The organism is Bacillus sp. EAC (genome assembly GCF_002156875.1).
Lineage (GTDB): Bacteria > Bacillota > Bacilli > Bacillales > Bacillaceae_G > Gottfriedia.
The window spans coordinates 63,890-81,773 of record NZ_NCSY01000005.1; the positions used below are offsets into that span (position 1 = coordinate 63,890).

The 17,884-nt window shown below is 31.3% G+C and carries 14 protein-coding genes and 1 pseudogene; 4 read left to right on the forward strand and 11 right to left on the reverse strand.

What is annotated here, in order from left to right:
• Positions 1 to 91 precede the first annotated feature (91 nt).
• Both B7R65_RS10555 and cax read right to left on the reverse strand, forming a co-directional pair.
• On the reverse strand, positions 92 to 697 hold the full coding sequence (locus B7R65_RS10555) for a YczE/YyaS/YitT family protein (RefSeq protein ID WP_088042749.1): 606 nt from the start codon (positions 695 to 697) through the stop codon (positions 92 to 94).
• Positions 698 to 721: 24 nt separating this feature from the next.
• Positions 722 to 1,780: a calcium/proton exchanger gene (gene cax / locus B7R65_RS10560; RefSeq protein ID WP_088042750.1), complete on the reverse strand. Its 1,059-nt coding sequence runs from the start codon at positions 1,778 to 1,780 to the stop codon at positions 722 to 724.
• A gap of 166 nt (positions 1,781 to 1,946) precedes the next feature.
• Here cax and B7R65_RS10565 point away from each other — a divergent pair, with 166 nt between their 5' ends.
• The 3 genes from B7R65_RS10565 to B7R65_RS10575 all read left to right on the forward strand — a co-directional run bounded on the left by B7R65_RS10565 (position 1,947) and on the right by B7R65_RS10575 (position 3,660).
• Positions 1,947 to 2,360, forward strand: a complete 414-nt coding sequence (locus tag B7R65_RS10565) for a pyridoxamine 5'-phosphate oxidase family protein (RefSeq protein WP_088042751.1) — start codon at positions 1,947 to 1,949, stop codon at positions 2,358 to 2,360.
• 158 nt (positions 2,361 to 2,518) lie between these two features.
• A complete protein-coding gene (locus B7R65_RS10570; protein WP_088042859.1) occupies positions 2,519 to 3,217 on the forward strand; it encodes a Crp/Fnr family transcriptional regulator in 699 nt (232 codons plus the stop codon).
• Between the two features lie 14 nt (positions 3,218 to 3,231).
• On the forward strand, positions 3,232 to 3,660 hold the full coding sequence (locus B7R65_RS10575; RefSeq protein WP_088042752.1) for a DMT family transporter: 429 nt from the start codon (positions 3,232 to 3,234) through the stop codon (positions 3,658 to 3,660).
• 74 nt (positions 3,661 to 3,734) lie between these two features.
• On the opposite strand, the gene B7R65_RS10580 is transcribed toward B7R65_RS10575, so the two are convergent.
• Together B7R65_RS10580 and B7R65_RS10585 are read right to left on the reverse strand one after the other, a co-directional pair.
• On the reverse strand, positions 3,735 to 4,226 hold the full coding sequence (locus tag B7R65_RS10580) for a VanZ family protein (protein WP_256941262.1): 492 nt from the start codon (positions 4,224 to 4,226) through the stop codon (positions 3,735 to 3,737).
• A gap of 11 nt (positions 4,227 to 4,237) precedes the next feature.
• Positions 4,238 to 5,083, reverse strand: coding sequence for a UTP--glucose-1-phosphate uridylyltransferase (locus B7R65_RS10585; protein ID WP_088042753.1), 846 nt, complete (start codon positions 5,081 to 5,083; stop codon positions 4,238 to 4,240).
• A 231-nt stretch (positions 5,084 to 5,314) separates the two neighbouring features.
• Here B7R65_RS10585 and B7R65_RS10590 point away from each other — a divergent pair, with 231 nt between their 5' ends.
• The gene (locus B7R65_RS10590; protein ID WP_088042754.1) at positions 5,315 to 6,142 is read left to right on the forward strand and encodes a glycosyl transferase family 2; all 828 of its coding nucleotides are present in this window, start codon (positions 5,315 to 5,317) and stop codon (positions 6,140 to 6,142) included.
• 72 nt (positions 6,143 to 6,214) lie between these two features.
• On the opposite strand, the gene B7R65_RS10595 is transcribed toward B7R65_RS10590, so the two are convergent.
• The 7 genes and pseudogenes from B7R65_RS10595 to B7R65_RS10625 form a co-directional block, all read right to left on the reverse strand.
• Positions 6,215 to 8,998: a glycosyltransferase gene (locus B7R65_RS10595; RefSeq protein WP_256941263.1), complete on the reverse strand. Its 2,784-nt coding sequence runs from the start codon at positions 8,996 to 8,998 to the stop codon at positions 6,215 to 6,217.
• A gap of 118 nt (positions 8,999 to 9,116) precedes the next feature.
• Positions 9,117 to 11,783: a glycosyltransferase family 2 protein gene (locus tag B7R65_RS10600; protein WP_088042755.1), complete on the reverse strand. Its 2,667-nt coding sequence runs from the start codon at positions 11,781 to 11,783 to the stop codon at positions 9,117 to 9,119.
• 201 nt (positions 11,784 to 11,984) lie between these two features.
• Positions 11,985 to 12,806 (reverse strand): annotated as a pseudogene (gene tagH / locus B7R65_RS10605) (teichoic acids export ABC transporter ATP-binding subunit TagH); the annotation flags it as partial.
• 12 nt (positions 12,807 to 12,818) lie between these two features.
• Complete coding sequence (locus B7R65_RS10610) at positions 12,819 to 13,625, reverse strand: ABC transporter permease (RefSeq protein ID WP_088042757.1); 807 nt, start codon at positions 13,623 to 13,625, stop codon at positions 12,819 to 12,821.
• On the reverse strand, positions 13,622 to 14,902 hold the full coding sequence (locus B7R65_RS10615; protein ID WP_088042758.1) for a nucleotide sugar dehydrogenase: 1,281 nt from the start codon (positions 14,900 to 14,902) through the stop codon (positions 13,622 to 13,624). The genes B7R65_RS10610 and B7R65_RS10615 overlap by 4 nt, the downstream gene beginning before the upstream one ends.
• Before the next feature lie 177 nt (positions 14,903 to 15,079).
• Entirely contained in the window at positions 15,080 to 16,381 is a 1,302-nt protein-coding gene (locus B7R65_RS10620) for a glycosyltransferase (protein WP_088042759.1), read from the reverse strand.
• Complete coding sequence (locus B7R65_RS10625; protein WP_088042760.1) at positions 16,374 to 17,585, reverse strand: glycosyltransferase family 4 protein; 1,212 nt, start codon at positions 17,583 to 17,585, stop codon at positions 16,374 to 16,376. Before B7R65_RS10625 ends, B7R65_RS10620 begins: the two co-directional genes overlap by 8 nt.
• Between the last annotated feature and the right edge of the window lie 299 nt (positions 17,586 to 17,884).

Consider the following 17,884-nt stretch of genomic DNA (forward strand, 5'->3'; position numbering starts at 1 on the left):
TTTTTTGTAAATATATGTATTTTCAAATCTCTCTTTTTAACTTAATTGACGGATCTGTATTAACAGAGCCTAATTGAAAAAAGAATCCTACTTATGAATTGAGTTTAGCATATAAATTTTCAATGGGAATTCTTACTCTTTGAAGAATAGGTCCAATACTAAATGTAATTAATACTGTTCCGATTCCTATAGGACCATGTAAGATAAACGCCAATACTAGTGCAAATACTTCACCAATTGTTTTAGCAATCCCTAAACTTACTCCAAAACGTCTATTTAATGAAATCATTAAATCGTCAATGGGGCTCAACGGAAATTTAGCTTGCAAATATATTGCAATCCCAAGTGTCATACAAAAGATAGACAAAATTAATTGTATATATCTCATTATGACATTCCCTGCAAATAGTTGATCTACACCTATGTATAACCATAAATCAAGAAATCGACCGATTAATATAAACGTAATAGCAGCAAGCCAATCTGGTCTCTTTTTTTGTAAAAATGCATTTACGAACAAAAGTATTGATGAGTTTATAATAATCCAAGTACCAACTGATAGACCAAATGTAGTCGATTCACCAACCGCTAGTGCATCCCAGGCACTTGCTCCTAAACCCGCTCTAATAGCTAAACTTATACCTAATGTTAAAATTAGTAACCCAATTACATAAAATAATATCCGTATTACTTTCAAGTATTACCACCTTCAATTCAACCGTTATAATAAATAGAAACCGATTCCCATAATAACATATGCGCCTAAAAGTGTTAACCCTTCAAACCAGTTTGTATCACCATCATTCATAATTGCAATCGTAAGGAAAACGGATGTAACCATGGCAACTAATTCAGGTGTTGAAAAAATTAATGGCATTCTACTTCCCATAAAAAGTGAACAAATGACTAAAACTGGAGCAACGAACATTGCAATTTGCAAAGATGATCCAACTGCAATTTCTACCGCAATGCCAACTCTATTTTTATATGCCATCACAATTGCCGAAGCATGTTCTGCAGCATTACCAACAATCGCTACGATAATAATACCTATAAATAACTCAGACCAACCAAATTTGTCACCAACTGTTGTAAATGTATGGACTAGTTTCTCAGATACATACCCTACTGCAATAGTAGCTAGAGCTAAAATTATTATTGCTTTCCACTTACCCCATTCAGCTTCTTCATGCTCTGCTACATCCTCAGTCTCTTTCGTTACATAAACTCCTCGATGAGTAACTAATTTAAAATATAAAGCTGCCAAATACAATACCATTAAGATGATAGAAACACCTACACTTAGTGTCATCGTCTCACTTTTCGTCATTTTCACTGCGAAGATTGCTGGTACAACGAAGGCTAGTACAACTGCAAATATTAACAAACCTGAGTTATGTCTCGCATCATACACATTAAAACTTTGACGCTTAAACTTTAATCCCCCTACAAAAAATGATAACCCACCAACTAGTAACAAATTTCCTATTACAGAACCAGTTAATGAAGCTAGTACTACTTCAACTAAACCATTTTGTAATGCAATAATAGCTATAATTAACTCTACTGCATTCCCAAAAGTTGCATTTAATAATCCACCTATTCGCGGGCCAGCAACAATTGCTAAACTTTCAGTCGCTCTACCCATAATTCCAGCCAATGCAATGATTGTTATACAAAATACTGTAAATAATAATATTTCATTCCAATGCATCATACTCCCAATAATTGAAATTGGAACGCCAATAAATGTAATGATAAAAAATAAACGATGAGCCATTACGAACCTCCTAAATATTTTTCCTTATTTACTATCATATGCAAAAGAACTAAAAAAATAGGTTTAAATCAAAATCAATTAACAAACACTTAATGTGGAGGTCACTCACACAGACCCGACAATTATAAATTAGAATTCATGTATTAAGCAGAAAGGAGTTAAATAAATGATACAAGAGAACATTATGAAAGTTTTAAAAGCAAAACAGTTAGGTATATTTACTACAATCCGAGAAGATTTTCCCCATAGTTGCTTTATGATATTTTTCTTTCGTGGATTAACACCCTATATTGCAACCAACAAAAATTCAAAAAAAGTAGATGATATTAGTAACAATCCTAATGTACATTTACTTTTAGGGCATGATGGAGACCGTTTAGACGATAATTTTGTTGAAATGTTTGCCAAGGCAGAGATCATTGAAAACGCTGATTCAGAAGAAAAGGTATGGACGAATGAATTAGCAAGATGGCTTGAAGGTCCAGACGATCCTAACTATGTATTAATAAAGATGAATCCAGTTAAGATCGGTTATGTTGATAAAGCTGGAAGTGAACCTACTTTTATGACATTAAAATAGTAAATGTGTAAAAAATCTTATCTTTTTAGATAAGATTTTTTAAATTTGAATGGGAATACTTATTCAAAAAGGACATATGTCCTTTTTTTGTTTAACAAAATGTATTTTAATAAACATATCGTTCTTTTAACTAGTTGATGGGGGATTGGGGATTGAAAATGAAAGAAATCGTTAGTGAAAATCTTTTAAATAAATTTGTAAGTAAATATGACTTAGATCAAATATTTGATAAGACTGTCTTTAGCGAAATGAAATTATTTCAATTAGACAGTGGGGAAATTCTTTGTAGAAGCGGAGAGATATTAGATAGATTATTTATCTTGGTTGAAGGAAAATTTAAAATATCTATTTCTCTACCAAACGGGAAGTCCTTATTATTAAGGTTTAACAATCCGTTAGCTTTAATAGGCGATGTAGAATTTATTAATCATTCAGAAGTAAGAAGCAATGTGGAAGCAGTTAATAGAAGTTTAGTAATTGGGATTAGTAATCGAATTTTACACGAAACACTTTCCAGTAATTCAGCCTTCTTAAAATTTCTTCTTAAAAATGTTAGTTACAAACTCTATACATTTTCAAATTTTTCAAGTATAAATCTACTTTTCCCTGTTGAAAACCGCTTTGCAAGTTACCTAGTATCCACATTATTAGCAGACGACGCTTCTTCATTTGCCAATGAAATAAAGACCTCAAAGCTTACAGAAATTGCTGAATTACTTGGAACTAGCTACAGACATTTAAATAGAGTCGTAAATAAATTTAGTTCTGAGAATATCATTGAACGAAAAAATGGTAGTTTACATGTTAAAGACGTTAAAAAGCTAAAGTCATTAGCAAAAGGAAGTATTTATGAGTAGGGGGAGAAATTAGTATGCAGGGTATCATCTATTCGATTATTGCAGGTATTTTTATAAGTATACAAGGGGTTTTTAATGCTAAGGCTAGTGATAAAATCGGACTCTGGCAAACCAATGCATTAGTCCATGGATTAGGTTTTATCGTATCATTACTCATTTTAACAATGGTTAAAGACGGTTCCTTCAGTAAAATTACTGAAACTAATAAATTATATCTTATTGGAGGAGCATTAGGAGTTGTAATTGTTTATAGCGTTATGAAAGGAATCACTTCGATTGGTCCAGCCTACTCCGTTTCAATCTTACTAATCTCACAGTTAATAATAGCTTTACTAATTGATACATTTGGGTTGTTTGGCGTTGAAAAAGTTCCATTTAGTACACCGAAAATGATTGGGATTGCAATGATGATATCCGGAGTATTAGTATTCAAAATTAAATAAAAGCTGATCAATTCTTAAAGAAATAAAAAGGCATTGAACTAATAGCAATGCCTTCTTTATGACTAATTATTTTGTTATTTACGAGATTTTCTATACAAGAATAAAAATATACTAGCGCCAATAATAGCTCCACAGGAATCAATTATTACATCCTGAACTAATGGTGTACGATCCGCAGTAAAGGATTGATGAAACTCATCTAAAGCAGCATAAAGTATTGTTAACACTAATCCTAAAGCAAAAAATTTCTTTTTGTATAGACTTACTAATCTTGTTGTAAAAAAAGCTAGTAATAAAAATACTGAAAAATGCGCTAGCTTACGAATAAAAAACTCACTAAATCCTGCAACTCCAAGTTCATCTATACTTATTACTTTACCAGCATATGTGAAATGAATAAAATCAAAGTGGTCAACTATTCGATAGATACTATCAAGCTGATTTAATTGTGGCCTAATATCTTGATCCTTATATGGTGTTGATGATGAATAAAATATACCACCAGCAATCAAAAGAACCGGAATCCAGTAACTAATAAAAATATTTTTTCGTAATATTATTCTCAATCCTCTTGTTATTATTTTTGACTTACTTGCATTTCTTCTATTTTCATTTCCATAAATGAAATGATATTTTCTCTTAGTTCATCTCTTTGCAAAGCAAATTCAATAATCGTATTAATATAACTTTGTTTTGTACTGACTTCATAACTTTTGCCATTAAATTCATAGGAATAGACTCTTTGAATTTCATTTAATTTGTTGATTGCATCTGTTAATTCGATATATTCCCCACCTTCAGTTTGCTGTTCATTCAAGAATGTAAATATTTCTGGAGTTAAAATATATCTTCCCATTATCGCTAGATTAGATGGCTGTGCTCCAAGAGAAGGTTTTTCAACAAAGCTACGTACTTTATATAATAAATCAATTTTCTGAAGTGGGTCAATGATTCCAAATTTATTCGTTTCATTTTCGCTTATACTTTTTACGCCAATTATACTAGTCATCATTTTTTCATAGATGTTTATAAGTTGCTTCAAGCAAGGCTCGCCAGATTTAATGATCACATCGCCTAATAAAACTGCAAAAGGTTCATCACCAATAAATTTCCTTGCAGTCCACACGGCATTTCCAAGTCCTTTAGGTTCGTTCTGTCGGACAAAGTTTATTTCTACATTTGAATAAATTTCAAGAATATCGTGTTTTTGAATAAAATCAAAATGATCTTCAATCGCATGATTTCCACCACTTGTGACAATAATGATATCTTCTATACCAGATTCGATTGCTTCTTCTACTACGTACTGAATAGTTGGTTTATCAATAATTGGTAACATTTCTTTTGGCATAGCTTTTGTTGCTGGTAAAAAATTAGTATCGAAACCAGCTGCTGGTATAATTGCTTTTCTAATCTTTTTCAATTGATTTCCTCTTTTCTACGTCATCTAAGATGTTTTTGTTAAAATTCAACTTTTATAAACCAATTACAATCAGTTACAAAGAACTTAAAGATCAATAAACTTTCTATTCTTTATATCGTAATAAATCTGTCATTTCTTTAACTAAAAATAGGCGATTACGTTGATTTATCGATAAAATTATATGTATACTTAAGTTTGGAAACTACATATCCAGCAAAAGGAGTGAAAATAATGCTCAATAAATATCAAAGTATCCATACTACATTCGAAAATATTGAAGAATTAAACTTATCTGGAACTACTCCGTTCATCCTTTCAATCGATTGGGATAATGTAAAATATGAGTTCTTAATTAGAGCCAACTCATCTTCTAATGAACTACTTGTATTTGGTTCTGGTGCATATGATCCTGCTAAAATGAAGCCACCAATTTTCCAACGACACTCTTGGACTGAACACTTTGATTCAAATATGATTTATTATAATGATCCTACACTTTATTTAGGTGAAATGAGTTTAGGGTGGGGACACGGTAATGATGAGACGTTCTTCTTAGAAAGAATGGCTAAAATCATTGAAAAATTAATGAAGAAATTAACTGTTAAGGCAGAAGAGACATTATTTTACGGTTCATCAGGTGGTGGATTTATGTCGATGATTCTTGCTGGTTTTATAAAAGGTTCTAAGGCTTTAGTAAATAATCCACAAACGATTATTCCAAATTACTATCAGTCACATGTAAATCGATTACTTGAAGCAGCCCATCCAACAATTTCGACTGAAGAATCAGTAAAAAAATATGCGTCTAGATTAAGTGTGCTCGAGTTCTTTAAAGAAATTAATTATGTGCCATATGTCTTTTATCTACAAAACACTGCGTGTGATCATGACATTGTAAAACACTTCATGCCATTTGTTAGAGGATTAAATACACTTAAAGATACTGTAGCTTACAACCGCTTAACTATAGAACTATATTCAAATAAAGAACAAGGACATAACCCATTAGAACTCGAAGATACGATTGTCTATATAAATAAAGTTAGAAATATGAAGTAACTTTAAAATAAAAAACAAAAGAGCATAATCAAAAAAGGAACCCTATAGGGTTCCTTTTCTTTAAGACTAAATTTATACATTTATTAATTCGGTTTCAGTTACTACGTACTCGTTATATATTCCTTCAAAATCACGCTTCTCAGCTAATTTTGAAAAACGTAGAATTTCAGGATCGATTGGGTCGATATAGTTTTTGTAAATATCCCAAATACTGCATAGAATTTCAATTGATTCCATTGCATCAGTTTCTTTTATTTTCTTTAATTTCGCTAAATACCAATTTTTGAAGTAGTATTCAAAACGTTTCTCTAAGTATTCGTCTAAAATCTCATACTTTTTCAACGCTTCGATTCTTTCAACTTCTAGGATTTTAAACTTTCTAAAGAAATTCTTTGTTATCGTATTAACAGTTGAGCCAGATACCGCTGCATAGTAAATGTGAATGTCTAAATTAATTAATTTAACATTATTAGCATTTAGTAATAATTCGTGGAAGAAAAGTGTATCCTGACCTGCTGCGCCTTCTACCATTCGTAAATTATTATCTGTAATTAATGACTTTTTAACAAGTAATGCTTGAATACTAGCTGCTTTAAATGAAGAATCAACTAATACTTTTTTCGTATTATTACTGATCACATACTGTTGATTGTTCACATCCTTCACAGCATTTACATAATTCAAGCGTACTTCTCGATCAGATACCCTATAAATATTCCCTACAACAAAATCAAATTTATTTCCTTCGATTTCTTTGTATAGCTCAGCATATCCATCATTTACTGCTTCATTGTCAGGATCTAAGAAAGTAATATAATCTGTTGTACTCATTTCAACACCTTTGTTTCGAGGTCTAGAAGCTGTTCCACTACCTCCATCAGCATAGAAATAAGTCGTTACATTAGAGTACTCTCTTTCAATTCGTTTAATAACTGTCGGTGTATATGAATCAGTTGAACCGTCATCAACAATAATGATTTCCATCTCTTCAAACATCGTACTTCTTCTTAGACTATTGAAGCATTTGTTTAATAAGTATTCTCCATTATTGTAAGCTGGAATAATAACTGAAAACTTATAATTCTTTTTAGCACGTTGAACTTGTTTAATTTGGTTATTGAATTCAAAATGATCTACACTATATCCATTCACAAGTGCGATTTCACCATTCATATCAATTAAATTATTTACACTAAATAATTCAGCCCAGAAAAGTGTTCGGTACTTGTCTTTCATGACTGAAACGTAATCATGCTCTATTCCATCAATTAAGTTTTCACCATCGTAAAAACCATCTTTTGTTATATACGTACTGTTTGTATATTTAAAAGCATTAATCATATCTTCTAAATAATACTCAAAGTAGTCTTTCTCTTCATGGAAAAATGCAATAATATCATATTGATCTTTTACTGCTTCTGTAAACTCCCCAATTGTTAATAAATGTTTATTTTCATATGATTGATAATCAAACATCTCTTGAATCTTATCAGTTTTTTCTTCAACGACTACTGCAACTGAGCGCTGATATGGATTATGTGGAAAACCTACAAATTGAAGGAGTTTCTCCAAACGCTGTACAGTTGTTTCATGAGTCATTACTTTTCGAATTCCTTGTACTTGTTGCTTATATAACTCATCATTTGAATAGCCTTTAAGAATATGTTCAATTTCATTTGAATCATGAACGATAAACACGTTCGGGAATTTATTATTAATCGACATACTGTAATTCGATAGCATTAAGTTTCCAAGTGCTTGTAATTCAAAAACTCGGTTCGCAAACATTGTTGGACTATACTTTACAGAGTTCAAGTTAAGTGACCAATCATATAGCTTATGAATTTTTTGCAAATCTTCATGATTTATGGAAGGAGAAATATAATTCACATATTTTTTCGGGAAAAAATGTTGTTCTAAAAACAAATTATAATTTCGATCAATAAGCTTTAATTTATAACCTGCGTTAATAACCCCATCAAATATCGTTTTAGAATCCTTTTCACGTTGTGGATATTTTTTGTACCAAGAACCAGCAAAGAATACTTCTTTCTCTCTACGATATTTCTTGAAACCAATCGGATTATGATATAAAGGATTTACACCGAACTTAAGTACGTCAACTTTTTCGTTGTTACAATCAATTTTGTATTGATCCACAACCTCTTCAGCTGTCGTTAAAATATAGTCCGTTTTTTGAGCAATCTCAATAAAACGATCGTAGTTAACTGGATCTTCTTTTGAATAAAAAACCGTTTTAATTCCATTCGATTTATAGATGTCAATAATTTTGAAAAGTTCTTCCCTTACTGTGCGGTTATTTGCAACAGCAATACCTTTCCATTCATTATTCAATCCCTTCCATGCGGAAGCAACGATAAATACATCTAATGTATTCACATATTCCATATAGTTATCTTTTGTTATATAAACAAAATTAGCTATACCGTTAAATGAATTAAATAAAAATTCATCAGCAATAATACCAATATTTGCGTTTATTCCAGGATAATAACGACTACCATTACTCACAGGAATCTTATCAATTAATGGTTTGACCTCATCATAATACCCTTTATCACTATTTTCTTTAAGGAAGTTAATATATTCTGCCTTTTCTGCTGCTGTCATGTTACGTTGTTTAGTACTTTTATTATTTGTATTTGTTCCGCCTTTAAGCTTCTTCTTTAAGACTGGAATAATTTGACCATTATTAATTAACTGAACAGTACGGATTGATTTTCGTACAACCTTTTTAAGATTAATTAATAGTGGACTATCCGTTTTCGGATCAATCTCAAGTGATCTCTTCACTTTCAGTTTAAGTTCAGAGTTCTTTTTCTGATTATCAGACAAAATTTCTCCCCCATTCAAATGGTTAATCAAGTTGTTGAGGTATTTATATTTTCTCCTCTTTACATTACTCTTATACAATTGGCATCATTCTATAAGACTGTTCTATTTCTTTAGTCAATCATTTTGCACTAACAAATTCATCTACAATTTTGTCATACTCTTTTAGTTTACTTAGTTCTGCAAATCTTGCAACTACTGGTTCTGTAATATTTACATAATCTTTATAATAGTCCCAAATTTGAATGGAATATTTAACAGCTTCGAGCGCATCATCATGTTTTACTTGCATTAGTTTTTTCAAAATCCACTCTTTGAAATAATACTCAAAACGTCTTTCAGCATACTCCGTGAATAAAGATTGTTCTTTCAAAAATTTGACTTGATAAGGTTGAACCAAATAGTACTTTTTGAAAAAATTCGCTGTTATTGTATTTACTACTGACCCCTCAACATCTGCATAATAAATATGTATGTCTTCATCAACTAGTTTTATTTTCTTAGAAAAAATAACTAGTTCCTTAAAGAATAGAGAATCCTCACCAGCAGCTCCTACAACCATTTCTAAATTATTATCTATAATGAGCGATTTACGAATTAGAAGTGCTTGGATACTCGCAATTTTAAAGGCTGCTTCTATGAAGACTCTTCTTGTATCTTCAATGACATCCTGCTGATTATTTACAGTTTTCAATGCACTTACAAAGTTTAATCGCATTTCACGATCAGATACTCGATAGATATTTCCTACCGCCATATCAAAATCATTTGTTGAAATTTCGTCATACAATTTTGCATAACCATCATTAACCGCTTCATTGTCTGGATCTAGATAAGTAATAAATTCTGTTGTAATCAGTTCGATTCCTTTATTACGTGGACGAGAAGCACTTCCGCTTCCTCCATCATTAAAGAAGTAACATCTTACGTTTTCATATTGCCTATTAAGTCTTTTAACAATATTTGGTGTGAAATTATCTGTTGATCCATCATCAATAATTAATATTTCCATTTCATCAAACATACTACTTCGCTTTAGGCTCTGAAAACATTTATTCAATAAAAACAACCCGTTATTATATACCGGAATAATCATTGAAAATTTATATTTTTTATTGGCAATCTTATTCTGACTAATAGTTCTTTTTTCAAATTCAAATGGATCTATCATATAGCCATTCGATAAAGCCGCACCATTTTCTAATGTTACTAGAGAAGATAATGAGAATGATTTTGCCCAAAATAACGTAGCGTATTTATCACTCAGAACATTTACATAATTGTGTTCAGCTCCACTTGGTTCATTCCCTTTTATCTGTTTAGAATCCTTTGAAATGTAGTCACAAAATGTATATTTAAACCCATTTACTAAGTCTTCTAAGTAAAATTCACCGTATTGATATTCATCATTAAAAAACGCAATCATATCATACTGATTATCTATGTCCTTTGTTAATTCAGATTCTAATATGAGTTCTTTATAAGGATACGTTTGATAATTAAACATTTCAACAACATGCTCTGTTTTTGCTTTTGTAATAACAGCTATTTTTCGTTCTCGTTTAATGAAATCAATATTCAGGATTGAGCATAACTCTTCAAAACGTTCGAACACTGTATCTTGTTTGAAAATATTTCGTACTCCAGCCATTTGATTTTCATAAATATCATTATCACTATACTTACTTAAAATTTCCTTAATTTCTGTTTTAGAGTAACCCAAATACACATTTGGATAGCGGTTATGAATATCTGAATGATAATTAGTAATAAGCGTATTACCTAATGCCATGAATTCCATTAAATTACGATTAAATGGGAAGTATTTCTCTTTATATTCATTAAACATATAAATTGATTGAAAGAACTTTAAGTATGAATATTTATATTCGTAATTAACAGTAGGTGCAAGAAATCCTTGAAGCTCCTTTGGAAAAATGGTTGTTTTATCATTTTTATCTAGCAATGAATCATATAAAATAACTTCATTTTCACTATTTACTGCACTTGTAAAGAAAGAATTTAACGTATTTTTACGTCTTTGATTTTTTGGATCCCAATATTCGTATAGAGCTACCTTATTCTTATATTTATGAAGTCTTGTACCAATCGGATTATGAATCACCGGATTGATCCCTAACTTTAAAACGTGAACATTATTATGTAAATTTTCAGATATGAAATAATCTGCACTGCTTTTTTGGATCGTAAGAACGGCGTCAGTTTCTGGAATAACAGAATTGACTCTCTTATAAATTTCTGATTCATCTAAAGAATAATAAATCACCCTAGTTGACTGTTTTTTAAAGTGATTAATTAATTTAACTAATTTATTACGAACCGTATCTGAAGTAGAGCTACCTAATCCATTCCATTCCTTAGGTAGATTTTCTAAATCAAAAGCAATTAAAAGAACATCGATTCGTTTATCCAAAGTTTGATAATTCTTTTCATCTACTTTTACCGTATTTGCTACAGGTTCATATGTACGAAAAAATTGTTCACCTGAAAGAATACCTAATGTAAGGTCATGTCTTAAATAATATTTGCTCCCATTACTAATAGGAAATTCAGAAAGCCATTTTTTATGATTACTGTATGAACTTTTCTTTAGAGCCTCATCTTCATATTTTAGATTAAAATCTTTCATATTAAATGTAGGTTCTGTTTCGGTTTTGCTATTAATAATCCAACGTTTTTCTTCATTACGATTTTTCGTATTTAATACCAAAGAACCAGTAGCTTTTTTAAGTATATTTTTCGTTCTATTAAAAAACGTATTACTCATTTCGTCACTCCATTTCAAAACAGGTTACTGCAATAAAGCATTTTTTATGAAAAAACACTCTAACTATTGATAAGCGATCTGCTCAAATTTGTTCAATAGTTAAAGAGTGTTTTTAGTGCAATATATAAAAGCGGCGTGTATCAGTAATTAAAACTATTTGAGATGTAATTGATATCACTTTTTAAATATATCAAATAATCCTTTTTTAGTATTAACATCATTTGTCATCAGTAATCCATGACTATTTTCTTTTAATTGTTCTGCTTTAAATTGCAAGCGTTCTTCTGGCGTCATTTGTTGATAATCAGCTAAGAATTTTTGATATTGTGCAGTTACAGGCAGTACATCACCGTAATCTTTAATTTTACCGTAATGAACCCAAATCGCTTTCGTACAGAATGATTTTACCTGAGCAAGTGAGTGACTAATAAAGAAAATCGTTTTTCCATTATCTTTAAATTCATTCATTTTATCAAGACATTTCTGTGTAAAAGTAGGGTCACCAACAGATAGTGCTTCGTCAATAACTAGTATATCAGGGTCAATATTAATAGAGATAGCAAAGCCAAGACGAGATCTCATACCACTTGAATAATTTTTAACAGGTTGATTAATAAATTTACCAACCTCAGCAAACTCAATTACTTTCGGTGTGATTTCTTGAATTTGTTTTTTGCTTAACCCCATCATTAAGCCTTTTAATTCAATATTTTCTAAGCCAGATAATTGACCATTTAAACCTGCAGAAATTGCAATGAGTGAAGCAGTACCATTCACATTTACTTCTCCCTCATTAGGCATTGTCACACCAGAGATTAAATTGGACATGGTACTTTTACCAGAACCATTTAAACCAATTATCCCAACGATTTCACCAGAATCAACTGTAAATGAAACATCACTTAAAGCATAGTGAAAATCTCCACTTTCTTTAGACGTGAACAAATCCTTTAACTTCTCAGTTTGTCGAGTGTACATCTTATATTTTTTAGTAACATTTTTAAATTCAACTTTTATACTCATAGGCATTCACCTTTACAAATAATCCACGAAATTTCGTCTAAACTTAATATGCAATGTCGTACCTAAGACAAACATTACTAATACTAAGCCCCAGAAATAAAGTGTATATGAAGTTAAGAATAACGATGTGTCATCGTATATTAGCGCGGAACGATAACCTTCTACAACGTAGAAAAACGGATTTAGCTTCATTAGATTTAATAATAATTGTGGAGCCTTGTCGCTTGGCTCCCATAATACCGGTGTTAAATAAAGTAATAACCTTGTAATTTGTTGAATTAATAGATGTATATCTCTCATCATAGTTGATATCGTCGAAGTAATAAACGACAATGCTACTAAGAAGCAGAAGCTTGAGAAAATAAAATAAATCAATTCAAAAATATGAATATTACTTATACCAACAGAAAGTGACACAATAGCTATTGCTAAAATCATTAATACTAAATGTGTATAAAGCTGGGCAACTATTACATACGTCGGTGTAATACTAAGAGGGAAATTCATTCGGGCTACAGTGTTTATTCTTTGATAGATTGCATTCGAACCTTGCATGATCGATGCGCTTATAAAAAACCAAGGTATCAAACCACAAACCATCCAAGTAAAATAAGGAATACCATGCACTGGTGCTCCTCCACGTATACCTAGCCCAAATGTTACACCATATACTGCAATTTGTATCATCGGATTTAAAAATATCCATATACCGCCAAGAAAACTGTTTGCATAGAGCTTTTTAAGCTCATATGCAGACAGTCTACCGATCATATAAATATTATTAAATTGTTCGGATAATACAGTTTTTATCGAATTCATACCGTAACCTTTTTAGAGTTTACTACTTTATACAAGTTACCGAAGTTCACAAATTGCATTTTTCCCTCATTTGTTTTCACACAATTGCGAGTATCGAATAGTACTGGATTAGCCATTTTTTCTGCTAATTCATCAGTATTCATTGTTTTAAATTCATCATGATCAGTTAGTACTAAAAGAACATGAGCATCTTTAACCGCTTCTTCAGCAGATAATAATTTAAATGTGTCTGATTCAACATGTGGATCATGAACTGCTACTTCTAAACCTTCATTACGAAGAATATCAATAATATCCATTGCTGGACTTTCACGCATATCATCAACGTTTCCTTTGTATGTTACGCCGAAAGCTGCGATTTTTGGATTTTCAACTCCGCTAACCATTTCTTTTACATTATTAACTACGTACTCAGGCATTGAAACGTTAATACCACGAGCTAAGTTAATCATTTGTGCTTGTTCTGGTGCTTTTGCAACGATGAAGTAAGGGTCAACAGCTAAACAGTGTCCACCAACACCAGGTCCTGGAGAGTGTAAGTTTACACGTGGGTGCTTGTTTGCCATTTGAATTACATCTAATACGTTAATTTCAAGCACATTACAAATTTTTGTTAATTCATTTGCTAATGCAATGTTTACATCACGGAAAGTATTTTCCATTAATTTAGACATTTCAGCTGTTTTTGCATCAGTTTTGATAATTTCGCCTTCTACAAATAAACCGTAAACTTTCGCACCAGCTTCTGAACATGCTTCTGTTACTCCACCAACGATACGGTTGTTGTGGATTAATTCATGAAGAATTTGACCAGGTAAAACACGCTCTGGACAGTGTACTAAGAAAATGTCTTCACCAACTGTAAAACCAGCTGCTTCAACAAGTGGTTTAACATGATCATCCATACTACGAGGAGCAATTGTTGACTCAACAATAATTACATTACCTTTTTTTACGAATGGCAGTACAGTTTCTGTTGCTTTTAGTACATAGCTTAAATCACATGATTTATACATATCGTCATTATTAGGTGTTGGTACTGCGATAATGAATGCATCAGCTTCTTCAGGAGTTAATGAAGCTCGGAAGTTTCCTTTTTCAACAACATCTTTTACAACTTCACCTAAACCTGGCTCTTCGATATGGATCTGACCGTTATTTAATTTATTAACTACTTCTGGAAATAGGTCTACCCCGACAACTGTTGCACCATACTTAGCAAACATTGCTGAAGTAGGTAATCCAATATATCCTAAACCCATAGTACAAATTTTCATTATAAATTCCCTCACATTCGATTATTTTCATTGTCTTTTTCTTCGACAAATATATGTGAAATTACTAGCTAATCGCCATATTACATTCTATCTCTAATCTACTTATACTTCAAATATTTTTATACTCGATTTACTTATATTTGTATTATGTTCATATAATTTTTAATTATCATTGAATCAAAATAACATCCTATAAATGTTGATGAAGATTTTCTTCTCTTCATTCCAATTATACTTTTCTCGAGCGATAAGACAGTTTTTACTCATTTCATCGCGTAGCTCAGGGTGATCCAATAAATAGTTCACACCATCTGCGATCGAATCAGGATTATGTGAATCTACACATATCCCAGTTTTTTCTTCTTCTACAACTTTTTGAATTTCAGGGAAACTACACGCTATTGCTGGAACTCCGCTCATCATATACTCAAAAAGTTTATTCGAGGATGCAGAATAATGGTTAAAATTTATATTATTTAATACTTGAAAACCTAAGTACGCATTTCTTGTATAGTTCAACAATTCGTCTACAGGCACTTTATCAATAAATTTTACTCGATCATGTAATTGTAACTCGTCCACAAGTTTTATCAAATTCGGTTTTATTTTTCCATCTCCAATAAATACTACTGTTCCTCGTTTATATTTTGGTGCGGCTTGGATGATTTGCTCTAAGCCACGCCCTTTTTGAATGCCACCTTGATATAAAAGGATTGGTTCATCTTCAGAAATGCCAACTAGTTTATGTAAATTCACTGAGTGGCTTTCTTCTGGGTGTGAAACGAAAGGATAGTTGTGAATAACTTCTGGATAAGGAATATTGTATAAGTCTTGAGTAAACTTCGCACGAGTGTCATTTTCATGAATCATAATATCAATAAATTTAATTAGAAATTTTTCGATTTTACCAAAGATTGGATTTTCGTAACCAGAACGACTCGATTGTACTTCATGAGAATCATAAACTAGCTTTTTACGTCGAAATAACTTTGCACCGACAATAGCTTGTGGTAACGTATTTAAATCATTCGCATGGTAAATATCATAGTTTCTTCTTACACCATAAAAAGTCATTTCAAGTATCGAATAAGCTCTTCTGCTGGCAACCTTAACAATTCTATGGCTAAACAACATCAATAAGATGACAGTTATAATAGTAGTTATAGGTGCGGAAATCAAACAAATTAACACAAGTATTAATGATAGGATTTTGGTAATAACATTAATCGCAAAAATATTTTTAACAAACTCTGCGATTATGAATGGCCATCTTAAAATCATTGGTAAACGATCATTCACTCGAATGACTCTAAATCCTTCTTTTCGCTGCTCTTTTTTAGGTAAGTCCTTCATTTCAAAATTATGCAGTGCAATTAAATCTACTTCATATCCTGCTTCTACTAACGCTGAACATTCTCTAAGTACACGTGCATCATTTGTAAAATGATTAAATACAAATGCACAAACTTTTTTATTCATCGATGTCCTCCATCGCTTTTTCTAGCACATGAATGTTGGTTTTCCATCTTAGTTGTTCATATGCATATTGATAACCATTTTGTCCAAGTTCACTGCATAGCTCTTCGTTACTCGCTAGCTTTAAAATATTACTTGCTAAATCATCTACGCTATTCTCTTTTGAGACAATCCCACAATTTGATGTATTAATAATCTCACTAGCATAACCTGAAACATCACCAATTATCGGTTTTCGCACGCACATATAATCAATGATTTTGCCCGGTAAAACTGTTTTGAATACATCTTTATCAACTAGACTAACATAAGCAATATCAGCATCAGCTACTAAACGTAATGTATCGTTTCTTGATCGAGCTGATTGAAGATTTATATTACTTAAGTTTTTCTCTTTAATCACGTTTTCTAATTGATTTAAATGATATCCATAACCTACGATTGTAAATTGAATTTCTTTTTCATCTTTTAATTTTTCAGCTACTTTTATTAGCTTTTGTATATCTTGAGCGAGACCTAAATTCCCTGTATAAATTACAGTTTTTTTAGTGTCTTTGATCTTTTTAGCTACTTCAATACTTAATTCTTCTTCAGTTAAGGAATTTGGCATAAAGTATATCTTTTCTACTGGTACATTTTTTGAGCTCATATATTTAATAAAGCTACGACTATTTACAATAATCTTTGTTGCTTTGCGATATAATAAGTCCTCAAGTTTAAATGCAGTAGACAGAATAATTGGATTTGAAAAGACACCAACACCAATAATGGATTCTGGCCATAAATCTCTTATATCCAAAATAAGCGGAGCTTTTAATTTCCATTTAGCAATTAAACCTGCAACACCGACAAAAATTGGTGGTGAAGTAACAAAAACATAATCTACATCTTTTTTATATCGAAGGATCTCTATAATAAAACGAAACATTACTTCTAAATAAAGAAATAATCGTTTTATAATGCTCGTTGAATGTTTTTTTACAAGTGGTTCAATTCGAATAACATCTTCTTCATTTAAATCACTATCCCAGAATCGTTCATTCTCATATAACTCTTTACTAGGATAACGAGGCTCTAATGTTAACACTTTTACATCGTAACCTTTTGAATGTAACTCTAAATATATATTCTTCATTCGGTTTGCTGCACTACCGATTTCAGGATAAAAATGCTGAGATATTAAGAGAATTCGTTTTTTTGATGACATAATCGACTGCACCTCCTTCAGCTGACAAAAGTCGAAAGTCTATCAATTCCAAATCTACATTTTACAACGTTCTACAAAATGCTACAAAACAAAATAATTTTAGCATAAATTATGTGGATAATCTATTACCTTATGAATACACTTGTGTTAAATTTAGGATGCATTTGTAAACTTTGTTGCTATTTAATAGGTTTTTGGTGGATTTCTGTTCCAGGTTACTCGCTTTTCGTGGAGTCGATCTGAGTCTCCTGGGCCCACACGATGTGGGTCATGCATGCGTTACGACAGGACGTCGACGT

What these genes read in the sequence shown, in the direction of transcription:
- cax (WP_088042750.1), bottom strand. Translation starts at nt 1,780, where the DNA reads ATGGCTCATCGTTTATTTTTTATCATTACATTTATTGGCGTTCCAATT.
- B7R65_RS10600 (WP_088042755.1), bottom strand. Translation starts at nt 11,783, where the DNA reads ATGAGTAATACGTTTTTTAATAGAACGAAAAATATACTTAAAAAAGCT.
- B7R65_RS10565 (WP_088042751.1), top strand. Translation starts at nt 1,947, where the DNA reads ATGATACAAGAGAACATTATGAAAGTTTTAAAAGCAAAACAGTTAGGT.
- B7R65_RS10610 (WP_088042757.1), bottom strand. Translation starts at nt 13,625, where the DNA reads ATGAATTCGATAAAAACTGTATTATCCGAACAATTTAATAATATTTAT.
- B7R65_RS10570 (WP_088042859.1), top strand. Translation starts at nt 2,519, where the DNA reads ATGAAAGAAATCGTTAGTGAAAATCTTTTAAATAAATTTGTAAGTAAA.
- B7R65_RS10620 (WP_088042759.1), bottom strand. Translation starts at nt 16,381, where the DNA reads ATGAATAAAAAAGTTTGTGCATTTGTATTTAATCATTTTACAAATGAT.
- B7R65_RS10615 (WP_088042758.1), bottom strand. Translation starts at nt 14,902, where the DNA reads ATGAAAATTTGTACTATGGGTTTAGGATATATTGGATTACCTACTTCA.
- B7R65_RS10625 (WP_088042760.1), bottom strand. Translation starts at nt 17,585, where the DNA reads ATGTCATCAAAAAAACGAATTCTCTTAATATCTCAGCATTTTTATCCT.
- B7R65_RS10590 (WP_088042754.1), top strand. Translation starts at nt 5,315, where the DNA reads ATGCTCAATAAATATCAAAGTATCCATACTACATTCGAAAATATTGAA.
- B7R65_RS10575 (WP_088042752.1), top strand. Translation starts at nt 3,232, where the DNA reads ATGCAGGGTATCATCTATTCGATTATTGCAGGTATTTTTATAAGTATA.